General features: G+C 33.2%; 21 protein-coding genes, 1 pseudogene and 1 other annotated feature. Of the genes and pseudogenes, 4 read left to right on the top strand and 18 right to left on the bottom strand.

Going from position 1 to position 22,472, the window contains the following annotated elements:
* From RR539_RS00525 to RR539_RS00485, 9 genes and pseudogenes are all read right to left on the bottom strand, one after another.
* A pseudogene (locus RR539_RS00525) lies at positions 1-212 on the bottom strand (threonine ammonia-lyase); the annotation flags it as partial.
* A 30-nt stretch (positions 213-242) separates the two neighbouring features.
* A complete protein-coding gene (ilvB, locus tag RR539_RS00520; protein ID WP_332474647.1) occupies positions 243-1,886 on the bottom strand; it encodes a biosynthetic-type acetolactate synthase large subunit in 1,644 nt (547 codons plus the stop codon).
* 9 nt (positions 1,887-1,895) lie between these two features.
* Positions 1,896-3,551, bottom strand: a complete 1,656-nt coding sequence (gene ilvD, locus RR539_RS00515; protein WP_332474648.1) for a dihydroxy-acid dehydratase — start codon at positions 3,549-3,551, stop codon at positions 1,896-1,898.
* Between the two features lie 19 nt (positions 3,552-3,570).
* Entirely contained in the window at positions 3,571-3,795 is a 225-nt protein-coding gene (locus RR539_RS00510) for a hypothetical protein (protein ID WP_332474649.1), read from the bottom strand.
* Between the two features lie 61 nt (positions 3,796-3,856).
* Positions 3,857-4,104 (bottom strand) — a binding site (T-box leader).
* Between the two features lie 91 nt (positions 4,105-4,195).
* Positions 4,196-5,863, bottom strand: coding sequence for a B12-binding domain-containing radical SAM protein (locus tag RR539_RS00505; protein WP_332474650.1), 1,668 nt, complete (start codon positions 5,861-5,863; stop codon positions 4,196-4,198).
* On the bottom strand, positions 5,838-6,377 hold the full coding sequence (locus RR539_RS00500; protein ID WP_332474651.1) for a hypothetical protein: 540 nt from the start codon (positions 6,375-6,377) through the stop codon (positions 5,838-5,840). The genes RR539_RS00505 and RR539_RS00500 overlap by 26 nt, the downstream gene beginning before the upstream one ends.
* Before the next feature lie 60 nt (positions 6,378-6,437).
* The gene (locus tag RR539_RS00495; RefSeq protein WP_332473892.1) at positions 6,438-7,019 is read right to left on the bottom strand and encodes a flavin reductase family protein; all 582 of its coding nucleotides are present in this window, start codon (positions 7,017-7,019) and stop codon (positions 6,438-6,440) included.
* Positions 7,020-7,218: 199 nt separating this feature from the next.
* Positions 7,219-7,953 (bottom strand): zinc dependent phospholipase C family protein, encoded by a 735-nt coding sequence (locus RR539_RS00490; protein ID WP_332473891.1) that lies wholly within the window; start codon positions 7,951-7,953, stop codon positions 7,219-7,221.
* A gap of 80 nt (positions 7,954-8,033) precedes the next feature.
* On the bottom strand, positions 8,034-9,461 hold the full coding sequence (locus RR539_RS00485; RefSeq protein ID WP_332473890.1) for a hypothetical protein: 1,428 nt from the start codon (positions 9,459-9,461) through the stop codon (positions 8,034-8,036).
* A gap of 137 nt (positions 9,462-9,598) precedes the next feature.
* Between RR539_RS00485 and RR539_RS00480 the strand changes: the two genes are divergently transcribed.
* The 3 genes from RR539_RS00480 to RR539_RS00470 all read left to right on the top strand — a co-directional run bounded on the left by RR539_RS00480 (position 9,599) and on the right by RR539_RS00470 (position 12,314).
* A complete protein-coding gene (locus tag RR539_RS00480) occupies positions 9,599-10,714 on the top strand; it encodes an aminopeptidase (RefSeq protein ID WP_332483452.1) in 1,116 nt (371 codons plus the stop codon).
* A gap of 253 nt (positions 10,715-10,967) precedes the next feature.
* Positions 10,968-11,531: an alkyl hydroperoxide reductase subunit C gene (ahpC, locus tag RR539_RS00475; protein ID WP_332473888.1), complete on the top strand. Its 564-nt coding sequence runs from the start codon at positions 10,968-10,970 to the stop codon at positions 11,529-11,531.
* A gap of 126 nt (positions 11,532-11,657) precedes the next feature.
* Positions 11,658-12,314 (top strand): thioredoxin family protein, encoded by a 657-nt coding sequence (locus RR539_RS00470; protein WP_332473887.1) that lies wholly within the window; start codon positions 11,658-11,660, stop codon positions 12,312-12,314.
* Positions 12,315-12,364: 50 nt separating this feature from the next.
* Here the strand turns inward: RR539_RS00470 and RR539_RS00465 are convergent, their stop codons facing one another.
* The 6 genes from RR539_RS00465 to RR539_RS00440 all read right to left on the bottom strand — a co-directional run bounded on the left by RR539_RS00465 (position 12,365) and on the right by RR539_RS00440 (position 19,947).
* The gene (locus tag RR539_RS00465; RefSeq protein WP_332473886.1) at positions 12,365-13,318 is read right to left on the bottom strand and encodes an ABC transporter permease; all 954 of its coding nucleotides are present in this window, start codon (positions 13,316-13,318) and stop codon (positions 12,365-12,367) included.
* Positions 13,318-14,418, bottom strand: a complete 1,101-nt coding sequence (locus RR539_RS00460) for an ABC transporter permease (RefSeq protein ID WP_332473885.1) — start codon at positions 14,416-14,418, stop codon at positions 13,318-13,320. Before RR539_RS00460 ends, RR539_RS00465 begins: the two co-directional genes overlap by 1 nt.
* A complete protein-coding gene (locus RR539_RS00455) occupies positions 14,411-15,922 on the bottom strand; it encodes an ABC transporter ATP-binding protein (RefSeq protein ID WP_442878373.1) in 1,512 nt (503 codons plus the stop codon). The genes RR539_RS00460 and RR539_RS00455 overlap by 8 nt, the downstream gene beginning before the upstream one ends.
* Positions 15,923-16,005: 83 nt before the next feature.
* The gene (locus tag RR539_RS00450; RefSeq protein ID WP_442878369.1) at positions 16,006-17,121 is read right to left on the bottom strand and encodes a BMP family lipoprotein; all 1,116 of its coding nucleotides are present in this window, start codon (positions 17,119-17,121) and stop codon (positions 16,006-16,008) included.
* A gap of 143 nt (positions 17,122-17,264) precedes the next feature.
* Positions 17,265-18,827 (bottom strand): ABC transporter permease/substrate-binding protein, encoded by a 1,563-nt coding sequence (locus tag RR539_RS00445; RefSeq protein WP_332473883.1) that lies wholly within the window; start codon positions 18,825-18,827, stop codon positions 17,265-17,267.
* Positions 18,814-19,947 carry an ABC transporter ATP-binding protein gene (locus RR539_RS00440; RefSeq protein ID WP_332473882.1) on the bottom strand — a complete coding sequence of 378 codons (1,134 nt, stop codon included), beginning with the start codon at positions 19,945-19,947 and terminating at the stop codon, positions 18,814-18,816. Before RR539_RS00440 ends, RR539_RS00445 begins: the two co-directional genes overlap by 14 nt.
* Positions 19,948-20,127: 180 nt before the next feature.
* Between RR539_RS00440 and RR539_RS00435 the strand changes: the two genes are divergently transcribed.
* A complete protein-coding gene (locus tag RR539_RS00435) occupies positions 20,128-20,754 on the top strand; it encodes a TrkA C-terminal domain-containing protein (protein WP_332473881.1) in 627 nt (208 codons plus the stop codon).
* Positions 20,755-20,787: 33 nt separating this feature from the next.
* Here RR539_RS00435 and RR539_RS00430 read toward each other — a convergent pair whose 3' ends face one another.
* From RR539_RS00430 to RR539_RS00420, 3 genes are all read right to left on the bottom strand, one after another.
* Positions 20,788-21,216: a hypothetical protein gene (locus RR539_RS00430; protein WP_332500157.1), complete on the bottom strand. Its 429-nt coding sequence runs from the start codon at positions 21,214-21,216 to the stop codon at positions 20,788-20,790.
* A gap of 8 nt (positions 21,217-21,224) precedes the next feature.
* Entirely contained in the window at positions 21,225-22,211 is a 987-nt protein-coding gene (gene floA / locus RR539_RS00425; protein ID WP_442878372.1) for a flotillin-like protein FloA, read from the bottom strand.
* Between the two features lie 117 nt (positions 22,212-22,328).
* On the bottom strand, positions 22,329-22,472 hold a 144-nt coding region (locus tag RR539_RS00420; protein WP_332483454.1), incomplete at its 5' end, for a heavy metal-binding domain-containing protein.

The following is a 22,472-nucleotide window of genomic DNA, read 5'->3' as shown; positions in this document are numbered from 1 at the left end:
TATATTTTGTTATATGCACCTCTTATTTTAAAAGAACCTGTAACCTGTAGGTTTTCTGGCTTTATATAAACCTCGTTACTATATTCTTTACTAAAGTCCATACTATATATTAGGTTTGTAGCGTTAACTACACCGTTTAATACCTTTTTCGCTCTTATTACATCATCAAAATTAACGTAGCTGTCTTCATAGTTTAATACTTCACATTTCATGATAAAAACCCCCTAAATTATATGTAGATACTACCAGTTAAGTATAGGATTTTCTATTGGTTTTCCTGGAGGAACTATAGGTAGAACATTTTCGTCCATTCCTACTCTGCACTCTATTAATACAGGTCCTTTAAAGTTATCATCTACTGATAATATACTCTTAAGTTCATCCATATTAGTAGCTCTAAAGCTATTTACTCCAAAGGCCTTTGAAAACTTAACATAGTCTACATTATTATCTATATCTGTTTGAGAATATCTTTCGTTAAAGAACATTTTTTGCCATTGACGTACCATACCAAGGGCTGAATTATTAAGCAGTAAAATAATTACTGGAATATTATATCTAGCTATAGTAAACATCTCATTACAGTTCATTCTAAAGCTTCCGTCACCTGTTACAAGTAATACGTCCTTGTCCATATTTCCAACCTTTGCTCCAATTGCAGCGCCTAGACCAAACCCCATGGTTCCAAGTCCACCACTTGTTATAAAGCTATTTGGAAACTTAAATTTAAAATGCTGTGCTGTCCACATCTGATGCTGCCCAACATCAGTTGCAACAAATGCATCTTTGAACTTTTTATTAAACTCCTCAATAATTTTAACTGGATGAAATTCATCCTCTAATTTTTCTTTTTCTTTATATCCTTGTATTTCACTTTTCCATGAATCCAGCTGCTTCTTACTAATGCCTTCAATAACCTTCTCAAGTGTATTATTAAGACACCCTACTGCTGATATACTTGAAGGTATGTTCTTGCTTATTTCACTAGAATCTATGTCCATGTGAATAACTTTTGCATTAGTTGCAAACTTAGTAGCATCACCAATAACCCTATCACTAAATCTTGCTCCTATTCCTATAAGTAGATCGCACTTACTTACAGCAAGGTTACTTTCAAGGCTGCCATGCATACCAACCATTCCAAGGGATAATTCATGATTTCTATCTATTGCACCAAGCCCCATAACAGTACTTACAACAGGTGCATCTATCTTCTGTGCTAGTGTAGTTAAAAGGGAACTAACCCCTGACTTTTTAACTCCACCACCTGCATATATAAGAGGCTTTTTACTACTGTTAATAGCGTCTATTACTGCCTTAATATCGCTACTATTTGCTAGCTTTTTTTCCTCATCATATGAAAATTCTATATTTATATTTTCATCAACATCTGATGTAAAAATATCCTTTGGTATATCTATAAGCACTGGTCCTGGTCTTCCATCAACTGCAATGCTGAATGCTTTAGCAACAATACTCGGAAGATCCTCAGGTGACCTTACTATAAAGTTATGCTTAGTAATTGAGAATGTCATACCCGTTATATCAACTTCCTGAAATGAATCCTTACCAAGTAACTCTCGTGTAACCTGCCCTGATATAATAACCATTGGAGCTGAATCCATATAAGCAGTTGCAATACCAGTAATTGTATTAGTAGCACCAGGACCTGAAGTTACTATACAAACTCCTACCTTACCTGTACTTCTAGCATATCCATCTGCTGCATGTGTTGCACCCTGTTCGTGTGCAGTTCTTATATGATTAAATGTTCCATCTTCATATAATGCATCATAAAGTGGAATAACACTTCCACCAGGGTATCCAAATACCGTATCTACCCCTTGATGCTTAAGACATTTTAGTAGTAGTTGTGAACCTTTCATCTCTACCTCCTATTCGCATATAGCCCCTTGTGCTGCTGAACTTACTATTTTTGCGTATTTCTTTAGGTATCCTGATAAAGGTTTTACTTTTACTTCTCTATTTTTCATTCTTTCATTAATTTCTTCTTCACTAACTAATAAGTTAAGTATTCCATTTGGAATATCTATTTCAATTTTATCTCCGTTTTGAACAACTCCTATAACTCCACCTTCAGCTGCCTCTGGTGAAACGTGTCCTATAGCCGCTCCCCTTGTAGCTCCTGAGAATCTACCATCAGTTATAAGTGATACACTACTTCCAAGACCTCTACCAGCTAGTGCTGCAGTTGGTGTAAGCATTTCCCTCATACCAGGGCCTCCCTTAGGACCTTCATATCTTATAACAACAACATCACCAGCTTCTATTTCTCCCTTTAAGATAGCCTCAACTGACTCTTCTTCTGAATTGTAAACCTTAGCATTTGCTGTTACCTTAAGCATTTCTTTAACTACTGCTGACTGCTTTACAACCGCACCATCTACTGCAAGGTTACCACGCAGAACCTTAATTCCACCTGTTTGTCCATAAGGACTTTCTATACTTGCAATAACCTTATCTCCTCTTCTTTCCTTAGTTTCTAAAACCTCTCCAAGTGTTTGACCTGTACAAGTTAAAGCATCTGTTTTAAGAAGATTCTTCTTTGCAAGCTCCTTAGCAACTGCAAGTACTCCTCCAGCCTTATATAGGTCTTCCATGTGGTAAGGCCCTGCTGGTGATAGCTTACATAGATTAGGTGTTACCTTACTTATTTCATTTATCTTATCAAGGTTCATTTCAACCCCTGCCTCATTAGCAATTGCAGTTAGGTGAAGAACCGTATTTGTTGAGCATCCTAGTGCCATATCAACTGATAGAGCATTATGGAATGCATCATCTGTCATAATACTTCTTGCGTTAATTCCCTCGTTAACTAATTTCATAATCTTCATACCAGTTCTTTTTGCAAGTCTCTTTCTCTCTGAGAATACTGCTGGAATTGTAGCATTTCCGTCTAGTGCCATTCCAAGAACCTCACTCATACATGCCATTGAATTAGCTGTAAACATACCTGAGCATGAACCACAAGTTGGACATGCACTATTTTCAAGATCGCATAATTCACCCTCTGTCATGCTTCCTGCTGATACCTTACCTACTGCCTCAAATACTGTTGATAGGTCAACTTTTTCCCCATTAAAGTCACCTGCAAGCATTGGCCCTCCACTAACTACAATACAAGGAATATCAAGTCTTGCTGCTGCCATCAGCATTCCTGGAACTACCTTGTCACAGCTTGGAATAAGTACAAGTCCATCAAGGCTGTGTGCCTTAGTCATAACCTCTATACTATCTGCAATAAGTTCACGGCTAACTAGTGAATACTTCATTCCATCATGGTTCATTGCGATTCCGTCACATACTGCAATAGCTGGAAACTCTAATGGAGTACCTCCCTCCATTAAAACCCCTCTCTTAACACATTCTGTTATTTGGCGAAGCTCAACATGTCCTGGAACGATTTCATTAAATGAATTAACAACACCTATTAATGGCTTATTAATCTCCTCATCTGTAAGTCCTGATGCCTTAAATAATGATCTGTGTGGTGCCTTTGTTATACCTGATTTAGCTAAATTACTTCTCATAATTTCTTCCCCCTTTTATTTATACAAGTTCTATACTTTTTACGTCGTAAAGCTTTTCAAAATGACTAAGGATTCTTTCATCCTCCATAGAGTTATCAAATGAAATCATAGCCTCAAGATCTGATTTTGATAGCATTTTCATGTCTATTGATAATACCTCTATTTCTTTTCTTCTAAAGTAGTTTAGTACTCTAACCATACTGTCCATGCCTTGGTTAAAATTAACCTTTACTGCTTTCCCCATAAAATCACCATACTTTTCCCTTTATTTGATAATAAAAAAACCTTCGCCATATAACTAATGTTATAAGGACGAAGGAACTTCGCGGTACCACCTTATTTGTAGACAAATCTACCTGCTTAATTAAGATCTTAAAACAAAATGCTTTGCAATCCTTATCATGTAACGCTGATAGACGTTCCTACTTACTGTAATTTTCAGTAGGAAAACTCAGGAGTGATTATTCATGTCCATGTTAACACCAACTTTCAGCAGTTGTTGGCTCTCTGTAGTTACCATCCTAGACACTATTGTCTCCCTCACAGTTTTTGTATTACCAAATTTTATATTATTATAATTCTACCTTGAAGGCTTGTCAATACATTTTATTCATTTTTCACAAATTTTAGAACATGTTTTTTTGTTAAATATATGTGAAATGTCCACTTTCAAAATCTACAATAAGAACAAACTCCCCTTTTTCGTAGGAGTATCTTCCACTTTCCCTTGTAACCTTAATAGAAGTTGAAATTGGGAACAATCTCTTGTATTCAAATTTTATGAAAGCCTTTTCTAATTTTTCTTCATTTTCGTGAAGTATATCACGTAGACCCTTTTCATTTTCCTTAATAAAAGGTTCTGGAAGATTTGGCTTTTTAGTGTTAAGTAAATAATCTGCTGTTAAAAGATCCCTTATCAATACATCTTCATATTCAAGTGATAAAAAGTCATACAGAAGCATAAATCTATCCTTAAGATTCATACTTCTACTAAAGAATTCCCTTTCCTTAAGAAACTCTTTAAATTCACAGAAGAATGTAAACTTATCATATATACTTTCAATTGCATACTGCATTGTTTTTTCGAATATTCGACTGTTATAAAATACTTCAAAAACCTTTTCCACTTCCATAAGGTCTATAATATCCTCAGCTGACATTGTTGAAGTGGATATTATTTGATACGGAGGGAAACTACACCATTTCATTTTATACTTTTTAGCTTCCCTCTCCATAGGAGAACCCTTGAGTATTTTTAAGAATCCAAGTTGAAGTACACTAGGCATAATCTCCATACATTGATTAAATGAGTTCTTAAATGACTTAACATCCTCATCAGGAAGTCCTGCAATAAGGTCTAGGTGACATTGAATGTTACCCATGTTAAGCACAGCTTCAACATTTGCACTTACCTTGTCAAACTTCATAACCCTGTTAATATTTTTTAGTATTTGAGGGTTTGTACTTTGAACACCTATTTCAAATTGGAAAAGTCCTTCCGGTGCAGTTTTTAGAACCTCAAGAGACTCCTCATCTAAAAGATCAGCTGCAATCTCAAAGTGGAATACTGTTTTAGGACTTTTTTCAATTAGATATTTCCATATACCAATAGCAAATCTTTTGTTAGCATTAAATGTTCTATCTACAAACTTAACTAAAGGTACATTATTATCTATAAAAAACTGTAATTCATCAAGTACTCTACCAAGTGGAAAGAATCTTATCCCCCTAATAACAGAACTTAAACAGTATTTACAGCTAAATGGGCATCCCCTTGATGCCTCATAATAAACAATCTTATCAGGCAAATCATTTATGTCCTTATACGGGAAGTCTAATACATCTAGTGGTTCTATTACTGAATTTTCACGTCCCTTAATAGCTCCATCTTCCCTAAAGTAAACACCTTCAATGCTTCCTGCATCTATTTTACCGTCTATATGCTTCAAAAGTAGGTTAAAACTTATTTCTCCCTCACCTGCAATTACAAAATCCACATAATCATACTTATCTAGGTATTCATATGGATTGTAAGTAACCTCAGGTCCTCCAAGAATAATCTTTATATTTTGATTAAAGTTCTTAAGTATGCTACATACTTTTAATGTGTGGTCTATATTCCAAATATAACATGAAAACCCTATGACACTTGGATTCTCTTCGTATATCTTAATCGCTATATCCATAGGGTTTTCGTTTATAGTTGCTTCAAATAAGTCTATCTTATAGTTTTTTCCAAAGGCCTTAATATATCTTATTGCCAAGTTAGAATGAACATATTTAGAATTAAGTGATGCTAATATTACCTTCATTTTTAGCCTCCTCAGACCTTTGGCACTGAATGTAATATACCCCCTTATCTACCCTTTTCTTAATCACTGCAAACCCGCATTTATTAAGGCTTTCTAAAACCTCTTTATACCTAACCCTAAATGGATTTAAGGATAGATTATACTTCATTTTCATAATCTTCTCCCCCGGGAGCTTAAGCATAATAGTATAAGGTCTTGGCATGTTAAAAGGACCTACATTAAGGTCACATATTACAATCTTACCATTTTTTGTTAAGGTCTTTTTTATTTCTAGTAGTATTTTTTCAAGTCGTTTTCTTCCCATTATTCTATTAAATGATAAAATTGCAGCTGCACTATTATATCCGCATACACTACATGCAATTTCCTCTTCACACTCTAGGAATTCCTTTTCTATTTTGTCCTTATTATATGACTCTATAATTTCAGGTACAATACAGCTTCCCTTGGTTGAGATATCTAGGATATTTCCATCAAATTCAAAATCTCTAAGGTTAATAACTGCTCTTGCCAAAAATACCACCCCTATTCATTCTTAATAAGGTATATTTTCTTCAAAAGCCTCTATGCTCCTTTATTTTTTCTTCCCCTTTTTAGGTGGTTTTTTTACTGAATACCCGAATTTCCCGATAGGTTTAGACACAAGACAGTATTCTCCGTGACTATAGCATATAAGATTCGCCCTATCTAGATTTAATTTGTCATTTTCATCCATAAGACTTTCATCTACATTTACTGCTATAACCTCTGCTAAAAACATATCATGTGACCCAAGTTCTATAATCTCTTTAAGTTTACACTCTATATTAACAGGACATTCCTTTATCATCGGAACATTAACCTTAGTCCCTTGAACCTTCGTTAAGTTAAGATGGGTAAACTTATCAATATCACGTCCTGATCTTACCCCACAAAAATCTGCCCCAAACGCCATAGACTCCCCTGGCATATTTATAACAAATTCACCTGACTCCTTTATTAGGTCATATGAATATCTATTTTTTCTAATTGATATAGAAACCATAGCAGGGTCTGTACAAATAGTTCCTGCCCAGGCAATAGTAATAATATTATCTATATTATTATGTCTACAACTTACCATAACAGCAGGTACAGGGTAAAGCATAGTCCCTGGTTTCCAAGTTAATTTACTCATTATCATCCCTCCTTCTCTTATTATACATAAATAAAATAATAAAAAAAGGTAATGGTATGTCTTAACTTTATTTATATCTCTATTCTAAGTGGATTTGTGAACATAATAACCCGTATATATATATGATGGTGTAAATAAAATCCTACTCAATGTTTAAAAATGGCTACCTAAATTTATTATTTTAGGTAGCCTCAGATTATTATTCTAGATATTTTCTTGCTAATGTATCCTTCTTAATATTAGATATATCATTATAAAACTTAACCATTATCCCAGCTGTAGTTTTTTGTGCAAGTGTTATTTGGGATTTTGTAATATTATAGAATCTATCGTGAACCGTATCTAGAGATTCATATTCTCCATATACCTTAAGTGCAGTTTTACTGTTAGAGTCTATAAAATCCTTAATAGACTCTAAATATATTCCTCCACTTTCTGTTTTAAATTCATCGTAACTTTTGTAATTTTCAATTACCCATACTTCATATTTTCTATGATTATCAAGTAATTTAACATTAACATGCTGTGGAACTGCCATGTCCTGTACTAGGTGATTAACAGCACCTAAATAAAACATTGATTTTTTAATGTTTCCACGAAGGAAATAATTAAGTGCCTTCGTGTAATAAAGTATACATTCTCTCATAGCATTACTATTTCCGTATAACCCCTTTCTTGTATATGGATTATAAAAATGGTTACTGCTTTTAAAGTCCTGATCTACCCATACTGAACCCTCATCTATGAAAAATGAGTATTCATTAAAAAATGCAGCCTCTTCTAAGTAGCTATCACTTTTTATTATCTTTAGTGCCTGTGAGTTAATAAATCTGTGTATTTCACATTCTGTTTTTATTATTTTTTTCTTTAGGGGATTAACTGCCCTTAAGAAATTTCTAAAAACAAATGAGTATGATTTTTCAATAGTCTTCATACTAAATCAGTCCTTATATTAATACTTTTTCGTATTATACCACCTATGAATGTTTTTTATATGAAGAAAATAATAACAATTTATTTATTCTGTTTGATTTTCTTGCCCCTTGTAAATTTAATGAATAGGAAGATAACAAGTGTAAGTATTACAGCACCTGAAATAATCACATATTCTATTGGTACATTCTTAGGTAAAATTCCCTTTTCTTCTGGAGTGTTTTTGGTAACCTTAACAATAATTCCACTACCCGAGTCTAGTATATAAAGATTACCTGCAGGGGAAAATAAACATTGTGAAGGACTAACAAGTGTCTTCTCACCGCCGCGGTTTACTATAATTTCTTGGGATGAATTATCCTTTGGATTATAGGCAATTATTTTAGCGTCATCCTTCTCACCCTTTTTAAACGGGATTATTAATTGACCTTTAAACCCAAAATCCTCATCCTTCGATAAGTCCATATACCCTATTTTGCCACTACCTTCGAATTTAATTAGTGGCTTTACAACCTCAGGTTTTACCGAATAGGTAAGACTTTGAGGTTGGTTTTTTCCTTCAGGCTTAAACTTATTACTTGATATTTCAATTCCACCCTCATAATCTGGCCATCCAGCATAATCACCATGGTCTATTTTATATATATAGTCTCCTCCACCGGCTACTGGTCTTGACCCTCTATTTTCCATTCCCTGAACTCCTACTAATATAGTCCCATCCTTCATAGGAATAATGTTTCTTGGGTTTCTAACCCCTATTGCAAAGGTTTCTATAAATGACCCATCTAAATTAGATCTTAATATTGTTGCATTGGATACTGTGTTTGGCTTAACTATATCATTAACCTTTCCCTTTGTATTAAAAGGCATAAATCCATTAGTATATGCTACGTCATTTTTATCCTCTGTAAATGGATTCTTAGTTACAAAATTATTTCCCTTAAGAACCATTTCACTAAAAGGTATATCATGAAGATGTGGATTATCACGAAGCCATCCATTCTTATAATTATCAAGTCCAACTACTCCTGAATTTGTAGCACTTGGCTGTGCAATATAAAGCATATTATCACTTCCTATTGCTATTCCTGCATTTTGATAGTCTCCAAAGCTTGGTAGATTATTAATAATATCTACTAATTTCCCCCCCGAGAACTTAGATATCTTGCCCTTATGGGATATGTATAATGTTCCCTTATTAATCAATAGATATCCAATTGGTGAGTTAAGTCCCTTTACAACCTCCTTAATTTCTCCATTAGGCTTGTAAATAGAAACCCTTCCGCCCTCCTTAGTATTCTCTCCTATATATAGGTTACCAACCTCATCAAAACACATTGTTGATGGATTTTTCAGTCCCTTAATCTCTATTTTACTTTGGTAACCATTCATTACCTGAAGAGAATTAGGACTTTCTTTTTTGTAAAAATCAATATTTAGTACATTTATGGTAAGAATACATATTAAAATAGCAATTATAATACCTACTATTCCCCTTAACTTTTTCACAAATTCACCCCTAAAAATTTCTTTATATAATGTATATGTTAGATATTTAAAAATCTTTACTTATGTTTAACTACTTTTATTAAACTATGATTATTTATGATATAATTTTTATTAAATAAACAAGAAGAGGTGATTTTATGGTAGACCAACGTATAAAACAATTAGCACACAACTTAATAAATTACTCATGTAGACTACAAAAGGGAGAGAAAATCCTTATAGAAACTATTGGATTTGAAGAGCCTCTTGTTAAGGAACTAGTTAAAGCTACTTATGAAGTAGGAGGTATTCCATTTGTAACTATTAAAGAAAAGTCAGTAGATAGAGCCCTATTAATGGGAGCTACTAAGGAACAAATGGAAATGATGGCTAAGTATGAAGCTGCAAGAATGAATGATATGGACGCATACATAGGACTTAGAAGCGGTGATAATATAACTGAACTTTCTGATGTTCCATCAGATAGAATGTCACTATACTATACATATGTTTCAGAACCTGTCCACGGTAAAATTAGAGTACCTAATACTAAGTGGGTTGTACTTAGATACCCAACTGCTTCAATGGCACAGCTTGCAAGTATGAGTACAGAAGCATTTGAAGACTTTTACTTCGATGTATGCAACCTTGATTACTCAAAAATGTCTAAGTCAATGGATGCCTTAGTATCTCTTATGGAAAGAACAGATAAGGTTAGAATTACTGGTAAGGATACTGATATATCATTTTCAATTAAGGGAATTAACGCTATAAAGTGTGCAGGAGAGATGAATATTCCAGATGGTGAAGTATTTACTGCACCTGTACGTGAATCAGTTAATGGTGTTATTAGCTACAATGCCCCTGCTGTATATCAAGGATTCACTTACGAGAACATAAGACTTGAATTTAAAGATGGTAAGATTATTAATGCTACAGCTAATAATACTGAGAGAATAAATAAGGTATTTGATACTGACGAAGGTGCTAGATACCTTGGAGAATTTGCTATAGGAGTTAACCCATATATTCTAACTCCTATGAAGGATACATTATTTGATGAGAAGATTGCAGGATCAATCCACTTAACTCCAGGAAGCTGTTATGAAGAAGCAAACAACTCAAATGAATCATCAATCCACTGGGATCTTGTATTTATCCAAAGACCAGAATATGGTGGAGGAGAAATTTATTTCGATGATGTTCTAATTAGAAAAGACGGCTTATTTGTTGTAGATGAACTTCTACCACTTAACCCAGAAAACCTAAAATAATAATTTTTAAAACTATTGATTTTAAGCTACTTAAGGGGATTTCCTTTAAGTGGCTTTTTTATTTATCTACTTTATGAATATAAGTATTTTAAATGAGCAAAATAAAATTGGTATAATTTAATAATTTTTTTCAAATTACTATTGACTTATTATTAAAAAAGAATTATTATTAATTACAAGAAGTTATTCTTTAATAACGAAAGCGAAACAATAATAAAAAATTAAAATTAAAAGATTTTTGGAGGATGATAATATGTCACTAATTAATAAGAAAGTATCTGATTTTAAGGTTCAAGCTTACCATGGAGGAGAGTTTAAGGAAGTAACACTTGCAGACGTAAAAGGAAAATGGTCAGTATTCTACTTCTACCCAGCAGACTTTACATTTGTTTGCCCAACAGAACTAGGAGATCTTGCTGATAACTATGAAAAGTTCAAGGAAATTGGATGCGAAATTTACTCAGTATCAACAGATACGCACTTTGTACACAAGGCATGGGCTGATACATCAGAAACAATCGGAAAGATTAACTACCCAATGCTAGCAGACCCAACAGGAGCAATCACTCGTGACTTCGAAGTTATGATTGAAGAAGAAGGTCTTGCACTAAGAGGATCATTTATCGTAAACCCTGACGGAGAAATCAAGGCTTACGAAGTTCATGACAACGGAATCGGAAGAAATGCAGAGGAACTACTAAGAAAGGTTCAAGCAGCTCAATTCGTAGCAGAACATGGAGATCAAGTTTGCCCAGCTAAATGGTCACCAGGAGCTGAAACTCTTTCACCAAGCCTAGACCTAGTTGGAAAACTATAATTAGATAACGCTTAGTACCATACCTTATAAGCAGGGTAACCCTCTACCCTGCTTATAATTAAATTCTTAAGTACGTAAACATTTTTATATGTATTTAATAATTTAATTATACAAGGAGTGATTTAAATGAACATTGATATTAACAAAAAAAGCTCTTTACTAACAGATGAACTACGTTCACAGCTTAAGGACGTATTAAGTAGAATTGAATCTAAGGTTACTTTAGCTACAGTTATAGACGGTGAAAACGAAAAGTCAACTGAACTACTTGACCTTGCTATAGATATTGCATCACTATCAGATAAATTAGAGGTTATAGCATATGAAAAGGGAGAAGATACTGGATTTGAGGAAAAAATCCATGCTGATAAATTCCCAGTATTATCACTACTAAATTCTAATGGTGATTACAGTGGAGTTAAGTTCCATGGTGTTCCAGGTGGACATGAACTTAATTCATTTATACTAGCTATCTACAACCTAGCAGGACCATCGCAAAATCTTAACCCTGCTACTATTGAAAGCATTAAGGCAATTGATAAAAACCTTAACATTAAGGTTTGCATCTCACAATCATGCCACCTATGCCCAGATGTTGTAGTTGCAACTCAAAGAATTGCAATTGAAAATCCTAACATAGAAACTGAAATGGTTGATGTTATGGACTTTAAAGATATTAGAAAGAAATTTAAGATTATGAGTGTTCCTGCTATTATTATCAATGACGAAGTCGTTAAATTCGGCTCAAAGAGCATTGAAGAAATAATAGATTTAATAAAATAGATAATACACACCCTCCAAAAGGAGCTACATAAAAATGTAGCTCCTTTCTCCTATCTCATTCCCTTATCATATGGCTCCCCTAATGCCTTTGGTACCTGTAATGTTTTAGATGATACTGTAAGGACTATTAAGGTTGCAATATAAGGAATCATTTTATATATTTCGTTAGATATAGGTAGACTTCTTAAAAACCATATTCCTGAATATGTCGATGCAAATGTCTTCATAATTCCAAAGAATAATGCTGCAAGTAATATTCTCTTTGGATTCCACTGACCAAAAATTAATACAGCAAGTGCTAAGAATCCATATCCTGCAACACTTGCATTAAAGTTAGTTGATGTTGGAACTACAAATACAAGTCCCCCAACACCTGCTAAAAAGCCTGATATTAAAACCCCTGCATATCTTATTTTAAATACATTTATTCCAACAGTATCTGCTGCTTGAGGATGTTCTCCACAGGATCTTAGTCTAAGTCCAAATCTTGTTTTATAAAGTAAAAATGCTGCTAAAACAAATATTGCAAATCCTAGGTAGGTTGTTATATAAACATTTTCAAATAACATTCCACCTATTATAGGTATACTTGAAAGCACCGGAATACTATCTATGTGGAATGTATCATTAAATGGTATTTGATGAACATTTTGAATCATTCTTGCTACAAATATAGCAAATGCAGGTGCAAACATATTAAGTGCAGTACCACTAATAATCTGGTCCGCCTTCATGTTAATTGATGCATATGCATGAAAAGCAGCAAATACCATTCCAGCAATTCCTGAAATTAATATTGCAAATATTAAAAGTCCCTGACCTGACATTGAATCTTGAAATATATTAATAAAAAATATTCCTAAAAATGCACCCATAACCATTATTCCCTCAAGTGCTATGTTAACAACCCCTGACCTTTCTGAAAACATTCCCCCAAGTGCAACTATAAGAAGGGGAATTGAAAAAAACATTGTTTGCTGAACTATAAAATAAAACGTATCCATTATTCACCCTCCTCCTTTTTCTTCTTCTTAAAACTTCTTACCTTCTCAAATAGATTCTTAAAAAGAAGTGATAATGCACTAAAGTAAATAATTGAAGCTATGATTATATCTATAATTTCAGGTACAAAGTCAAATAGCTGTAGATTAATTCCACCAACTGTTATATGTCCAATAAAAAGACCAGCAAATAGTATTCCAATAGGACTTGATAATCCAAGTAATGCTACTGGTATACCATTAAACCCCTCAATAGAAAGTATATCAACAACCTGCATATACTTTCCTGAACCTGATAGGTATAGCATAGCCCCTCCAATACCAGATAAAACACCTGCTATTGTCATAGATAAAACCATGTTTCTCTTAGCATTTATTCCTGCATAGCTTGTGGCATCCTTATTATATCCACATGCCTTAAGTTCATAGCCAAATGTTGTTTTATTAAGGACTATATAAACAATAGCAACTATTCCTATTACTAAAACCATACTTATATTAACTCCCTCATAGGGAAATAGATTGTAGAAAAATCCCTTTGGTATTAAGGCATTTTCAGTTATTTGCTGTGTTTGATTTTTAGTTGGATCATAAATATTATTAGTTATTAAAAGGTTAACAAGATACATTCCTATATAGTTCATCATAATACAAGAAAGTACTTCATTTACATTTGCATAGGCCTTAAGTATTCCAGGTACACTTCCCCATATTCCTCCTGCAATAATTGCCCCAATTATTGCTACTATCCAGTGGATAGATGGTGGAAGGAACGTCCACTTAATCCCAATATACACAGCTGTAAATGCTCCTATTGTAAACTGACCAGGTGCACCTATATTAAAAAGTCCTGTTTTAAATGCAAACCCAACAGATAGACCTGTCATTATAACCGGAATGGATAAATATATAACCTGTCCTATTCCGGTTCTACCGTCTTCAAATCCACCAATTATAATGCTCTTTAATCCATCAAGTGCCTGGGTTGGACTTGTTATAAGTAATATTATAAATCCAAAAATAACTCCTGCAATAATAGCAATAATTGATGGAATAGCAAGGCTTACTCCACGTCTATTAAGAATATTATCTACCCTAAGCATTAATTTCACCACCCTTTGACCCTGACATTAATAGTCCTAGTTCATTTATGGTTGTGGTTTTAGGATTAACCTCACCAACTATCTCTCCTTCATATATAACAAGTATTCTATCTGCTATATTCATAACCTCATCTATTTCAAGGGATATAAGTAATACTCCACAGTTTTCATCTCTTTTTCTTATAAGTTCTTTATGGATATACTCTATAGCACCAACATCAAGTCCACGTGTTGGCTGCATAGCTATTAAAAGCCTTGGATTTCTATCTATTTCCCTAGCCAAAATAGCCTTCTGCTGGTTTCCACCAGACATGCTCTTAACTAGTGTTTTTCCTCCTTGGCTACTTCTTATATCATATTTCTCAATAAGATGCTTTCCATAGGATTCTATTTCCTTAAACTTCAAAAAACCTTTTCTTTGAAATTTATTAGTGTAATAGCTTTGAAGTATAAAATTTTCCTCAAGTGTATATTGAAGTATTAGTCCATGTTTATGTCTATCCTCAGGAATGCAGCTAATTCCCCTAATAGATCTATCCCTAATAGACGCCTTTGTAATATTTTCATCTATTAAAAATATTTCCCCACTAGTTGGCACTTGAAGTCCAGTTAATGTATATGATAATTCTCTTTGTCCATTACCATCAATTCCTGCAATAGCTACTATTTCCCCCTGTTTTACTTCAAAGTTTACATTATTTAATTTATTCTTAGTTGTCCCATGTCCCTTAAGTGAAATATTATTAACTTTTAAAATTATTTTCCCTGGAGTCTTATCTATCTTATTAGCTTTAAGATTTACTTTTCTACCAACCATCATTTCTGACATTTCTTCCTTAGTAGTCTTTTCAACTATAATAGTCCCTATGTATTTGCCCTTTCTAAGAACGCTGCATCTATCTGCTACTGCCTTGATCTCTTTTAATTTATGGGTTATGAAAATAATAGACTTTCCTTCCCTTGTTAAGTTTTTAAGTATTTTCATAAATTCTTCAATTTCCTGTGGAGTTAAAACAGCAGTCGGCTCATCAAATATAAGAATTTCATTATCCCTATAAAGCATTTTAAGTATCTCAACCCTTTGCTGCATACCAACTGTAATTTCACTTATTTTCTTATCTGGTTCTATTTTAAGATTATATTTTTCACTAAGATTTAATACCTTTTTCCTAGCATCATCCATTTTAAGTACCATACCCTTTGTACTTTCCATGCCAAGAACTATATTTTCAAGTACCGTAAAATTATTAACTAACTTAAAGTGCTGATGTACCATTCCTATTGATAGTGAATTAGCATCATTAGGATTCTTAATTACTACTTCTTTTCCCTTAATTTTTATAACTCCACTATCTTGGCTATACATACCAAATAAAACACTCATTAAAGTAGACTTACCTGCACCATTTTCCCCAAGAAGTGCATGTATTTCTCCCTTTTTAAGTTGAAGTGTAACATTATCATTTGCAATAATTCCAGGGAAAGTTTTCGTTATATTTAGCATTTCAATAATATATTCCACTTAAATTCCCCCCTTTCACCTTAACAAGTTGCAGGCTGCTGAATATTCAAGCAGCCTGCATTTTATTATTTTATAAGGTTAACATTAACAATTTCTAAATTAAGTTCTGAAACATCCTTAGCATCTGTATCCTTCTTAATCTTAAATTCTCCCTTAACTAATTTTTCATAAATACTGTTATATGATTCCTTATTAAAAGTTTTAAACTTAGAGTTTTCAAATGGAAGTCCTACTCCTTCAACCTTTACATCAAAAACTACAGTCTTTCCACCTATAAAGCTTCCTTTATAGTGACTATCTACTGCGTCATAAACTGATTTTCTAAGGTTTTTCATAGCTGAAGTTATAACTGTTTTTGATTCTGCACTTTGGTCTACGTCAACACCAATAACTGATTTTCCTGCTGTTTCTGCTGCCTTCATAACTGAGTTACCAACAGCTCCACCACAAGCGAATATTAATTCTGTACCATCGTTATACCATGATGATGCCTTAGCCATATTCTCTGGAGTTGCTAAAAAGTTACCCACATATGTGTAATCTACCTTAATATCTCCCTTTTTAAGACCAAGTTCCTTAGCTGCAACATCTGCACCTTGAAGATATCCATATCCAAACTTAACTACAGCAGGTAGTGCAACTCCACCCATAAATCCAAGGTTTTTGTAACCATCCTTAACAGCAGCATAACCTGCTAGGAATCCTGCTTCCTCTTCAGCATAAAGAATTGCTTGGGTATTTTCCTCGGTTTTAAATGTTGGCTGCTTATCTGAGGTTCTAACTCCATCATTTGGAACTCCATCAAGTATTATAAACTTAACATCCTTATACTTTGATTGACTCTTAAATACAGGAACCTCAAATAAGTATCCTGGACAAACAACTATTTTAGCACCAGCTTTAATAGCCTGATCTATTGAAGAAATATAGGCTGTATCTGATTTTTCTACCGGCTTATAATACTTATATGTTTTACCATTATCCTTAGCGTATTTTTCAACGCCTTCCCATGCACCCTGATTAAATGACTTGTCATCTATATCCCCAACATCAGTAACAAGTGCAATTTCATACCCTTCACCTTTAGTACCAGTTTCTTTGGTACTAGAACAACCTACAGAAATAACTGCAATTGATAGTGTTAAGGTTAATACCAGAAAAAATGAAATTAACTTTTTCAATTTTTTACCCCCTATATCAGCTTAGCTGAAAATATTTTTTATTTAGATAGTGCTAAATAAAATACTAATATATTATACTTATCAACCTTACTAAAATATGATAAAAAAAGATCTCATTTTAAAATAAAATGAGATCTTTTTTTCTATATTAAACCTTTTTCCTCTAAGAATTGTCTTGCTACATCCTTAGGCTTTTCAGATAATTTATCTACCTTATAATTTAGTTCAATCATTGTTTTTTCATCTATCATCCCAGATAACTTATTAAATACTTCTATAATCTCCGGATATCTTTTTGCACTTTCTCCATTAACAAATGGAACAGCACTATAATCTGGAAAGAAGAATTTATCATCTTCTAATACAACTAAATCAAAAGCTCTTAAAAGCCCATCTGTTGTAAACGCGTCAATTACTTGACACTCATTACTTTCTAATGCCTTATATCGAAGTCCACCATCTACAGGTAAAACTTTATTAAATCTTAAGTTATATGTTTCTTCTATTCCCTTAAGACCATCATCTCTATTTGTAAATTCCATTGTAGGGGATATTATTAAATCCTTAGAATACTTCTTAAGATCCGTTATTGTTTTTAGGTTATTCTTTTCTGCAAACCCTCTCTTAACAGCAATCCCATAGGTATTATTAAATCCTATTGGGTCTAATATTTCTATATTATGCTTTTCCTTAGCTGATTTCTTAACAATATCATAAAGCTTCTCTGGATCCTTTATCATATCCTGGTCCATAACGTTTATAAAGTATGTTCCTGTATAATCTACATACATATCTATTTCTCCAGAATTAAGGGCTTTAAATGCAATATCTGTTCCTCCAAGGTTTAACTTTCTATCTACCCTTAAATCAGTATGTGCCTCTACAAGGTCAGCATACATATTTCCTAAAATTAATTGCTCCGTAAAGTTCTTAGAACCTATACTTATTACTTCCTTGTTAGATTTATTAAAATATACAAACCCACTTCCTATAAGAGCTACAACAAGTACTATACATATACCCCTTTTTGTGTTTTTGCCCATTTTCTTTTTTCTAGAGATAATTCCTTTAGAGTCTTTTATACCACTTGGTGTAACCCACTTTTCAATCCTTGCAACTAAAAAGTCAATTGCAAGGGCTAGCAGTGCAGCTGGTATTGCACCTTGAAGTATTAAATTGTTATCAACTGTTTGTATTCCTGTAAATACAAGATAACCAAGTCCCCCTGCACCTATAAATGCAGCTATAGTCATAAGCCCTACTGCAGTAACTGCAGCAATTCTAATACCTGCCATAATAATTGGCATAGCTAATGGAATCTTAATCATTCTTAATATTTGATTATTAGTAAGTCCTATTCCCTTAGCACACTCTATTATATCAGGTGAAATACTCATTATACCTGTATAGGTATTTTTTATAATTGGAAGAAGTGAGTACAACACTACCATTACAATTGCTGGTACACTACCTATACCTAATAGAGGAATTAAAAACCCAAGTAGGGCAAGTGATGGTACTGCTTGAACAGTATTTGCAACCATTATTACACTTTTAGATAGCTTTTCATTTTTGGTAATTAATATTCCTATTGGGACCCCAACTATTACTGCAATTACTACTGCTATAAGTGTTAGTCCTATATGCTGAATAAAAAGACTTCCTATTTGATCAATATTGCTTATAAAAGAGTTAATTAAGTTCATTTAAATTACCTCCTTCATCTAATTGATTTGCTAATACAGATAAAAGAGTTGACTTAGTTATTAGTCCCTGAATCTTATTGTCTTGTATAACTGGAAGACATCCAATTTTATTAGAGTTAAATTTGTTTATTATATTTGTAAGTATCTCACTAGAATCTATTGCTTCAATATCTTTAATAACAATATCCTTAATAAAAAGTTCCTTATTAAAAATACCTTTTAGCTCTTTAAGTGTTACCATTCCTATATAAGTACTATTTTTATCAGTAATTACTAATGTATCAACCTTTTTACCTCTCATAATATCGATAGCCTGTAATACAGTATAGTTAAGACTTCCCTTTACAACTCCTGTAATCATAATATCCCGTGCCTTAATAAGTTCTGGTTCAGCCCAAAATCTATTTTGACCAACAAAGTCTTCTACATAACTACTTTGTGGATTTCTAAGAATATCATAAGGAGTTCCTATTTGAAGAATTTTTCCTTCTTTTAATATACACATTCTTGATGCAAGCTTTATTGCCTCATCCATATCATGAGTTACAAATATTATTGTTTTTTTCAATTCTTGCTGAATAAAGAAAAGCTGGTCTTGAAGTTCTGATCTTGTTATTGGGTCTAATGCGCTGAAAGGCTCGTCCATTAATATTACATCTGCATCTAGTGCAAAGGCTCTAGCAACTCCAACCCTTTGTTGCTGACCTCCGCTTAACTCTGATGGATATCTATCCATATATTCGTATGGATCTAATCCAACCATATTTAACAACTCAATTGTCTTATTATATAAATCATCTTGACTTTTTCCTTCTAATTTTGATACAAGCTCAATATTCTCTCTTACCGTCATATGAGGAAAGAGTCCTGTTTGCTGTATTACATATCCTATACCTCTTCTTAGTTTTACTGTATCTTTTATATATATACTCTCACCATTAATAAGGATATCTCCACTCGTTGGAGTCTCAAGCTTATTTATCATCTTAAGTATAGTTGTCTTACCACACCCACTTGCTCCAACTAGAACAAATATTTCACCTTTATTAATTTTCAAATTAATATTATTAAGCACATTTTGAAATTTAAAACTTTTACATAAATCCCTTATTTCTATCATATAATTCCCCCTTTAAAATCTCCAACTTGCTGAAATATTACAAGTTGTATATAACCTTAACATACAACTTGTCAAAAAGTCAAAGGTTGTATGTTTTCCTAACTATATAAATACTGATGAATATTTTAAATTATTAGTATATAATTAGTGTATAACTATATAACCATACATGGAGGGACTATGAGTATACTTGAAGTAACACCTATATATCAAAGAATTGCTATAGACATTGCAAACCTTATTAAATCAGGCACCTTGAAAGAAGGAGATACTATAAGTGGTAGAAGTTCACTTGCTGGAAAATACAATGTTTCTCCTGAAACTATTCGCAGGGGCCTTAAAGTATTAGAAGATATAGGTGTAATAAAAACCATTAAAGGATCTGGAAGCAAGATTATTTCCAAAGAAAATGCAATAAGGTTTATTGATAAGCATAGTTCTGTTGGAAACCTTATTAAATATAAAAAAAATCTAATAAGTATATTTGAAGACATAAGATTTCTAGAAAATGAAGCTTATAATACTGTAACAAAGATAATAGACTACTCTAATAGACTTCAATCAAGCCCAATTATAACTCCACTTGAGTTTAAAATACCTGTTTCTTCACACTTAGTTGGAAAGACACTTACAGAGACAATGTTTTGGCAACATACTGGTGGTACTGTTATTGGTTTAATTCGTAATAACCAAACTATTATTTCACCTGGACCATATATTAAGTTTGAAAAAAATGATGTTATTATTGTTGTAAGTAAGCTGGATCAAGAAACTACTATTGAAGAATTTATTAAATTCCCTAACTAACAAAGCAGTATAGCTAATGCTATACTGCTTTAATTATATTTTACATTTAGGTTTTGAAAGTATCTCCGATGCAATTACTGCATTTGCTATAGGATTTTTAGTGTAGTTAAATGGATTCTTTTTCACCCTCTTTTTAGGAGGTGCATCATCCTCAGCATAACCATTTCCTATTGTGTAGTTAAGGGTTTTTACTACCTTTTCATTATAGACTACCTTCTCCTTATTATAGGGTTTATCTATAGCCTCTTTAATCTTCGATTTTTTCTTCTTTTTCTTTTTCACTTCCGTATCTATATGAATAGGGGGGCTATCCATAATATCAAACTCGTCTACTTTTAAACTTGATAGTTGCTGCTCTTTATACTGCCTTGCTTTTTTGTCGCCTTCCTTAGCAGCACTGCTGAACATATCGTATAAATAACCAACTACACCTATAATCACCACTAGTAATGTAAAGTCCATACCCTCACCTACTTCTCTGGTTTATTATTTTCTGTTTCCTCATCAACTGAGCTAGTTTCCTTAGCTATTGACTCTCTCATTGTTGTATCTGCCATAAGATTTTTCAGATTAAAATAATCCATAGCACTCATTTTGCCATTTCTTAAAGCCTCTGCAAGTGCCAGTGGAACCTCAGCCTCAGATTCTACAACCTTAGCCCTCATTTCTTGAACCTTAGCCTTCATTTCCTGTTCCCTTGCAATACCCATTACACGTCTTTCTTCAGCTCTAGCCTGGGCTATTCTCTTATCAGCCTCTGCCTGGTCTGTTTGAAGCTGTGCACCAATATTACGTCCTATATCTACATCTGCAACATCTATTGAAAGAATTTCAAATGCTGTTCCAGAGTCTAGTGCCTTATTAAGAACTGTTTCTGATACCCTATCAGGGTTCTCAAGAACTTCCTTATGACTCTTTGAACTACCAACAGTAGTTACAATTCCTTCTCCAACCCTTGCAAGAATAGTCTGTTCACCAGCTCCACCTACAAGTCTATCTATATTAGCTCTTACAGTAATCCTTGCCTTAACAATAAGTTCAATACCGTCATTTGCAACTGCTGATACATTAGGAGTTTCTATAACCTTTGGGTTAACACTCATTTGTACAGCTTGAAGCACATCACGACCTGCAAGGTCTATTGCTGCTGCTCTTTCAAAATTAAGTGTTATTCCAGCTCTTTGTGATGCTATAAGTGCATCAACAACTCTATCAACATTACCACCTGCTAGGTAGTGTGCTTCTAATTTATCTGTACTTGATTCTACACCAGCCTTAACTGCCTTAATTAAAGGATTAACTATTTTAGCTGGTGGTACACGACGAAGCTTCATACCAATAAGTGTAAATAAACTAACCTTAACATTTGCAGCTATAGCTGAAATCCAAAGCCCTACTGGAACGAGTGTTAGTATTGAAATAATAACTACTAAGCCAATTATAGCTATCGCTATCATACCTATTAATGATGGGTCCATAATAATACCTCCAAAAATTTATTTTATTACATTATAGTGTACTTTAAAATTTACTTTTTATTATGATTTAAAATAAATTAATACATTATACATATATTAATCAATGTATACCGCTGTACCTGATGCTGTAACCATAAGCATTCCTGATTGACCAAGTGTTTCATAGTCTATCTTAATACCTACTATTGCATTAGCACCAACCATAGCTGCTCTTCTTTTGATTTCATCAAGTGCACCTTC

It is taken from the genome of Clostridium sp. (genome assembly GCF_036639235.1).
Lineage (GTDB): Bacteria > Bacillota > Clostridia > Clostridiales > Caloramatoraceae > Clostridium_AB.
The sequence above is the reverse complement of the archived record's forward strand: the minus strand, read 5'-3'. Positions and strand labels throughout refer to the sequence as shown.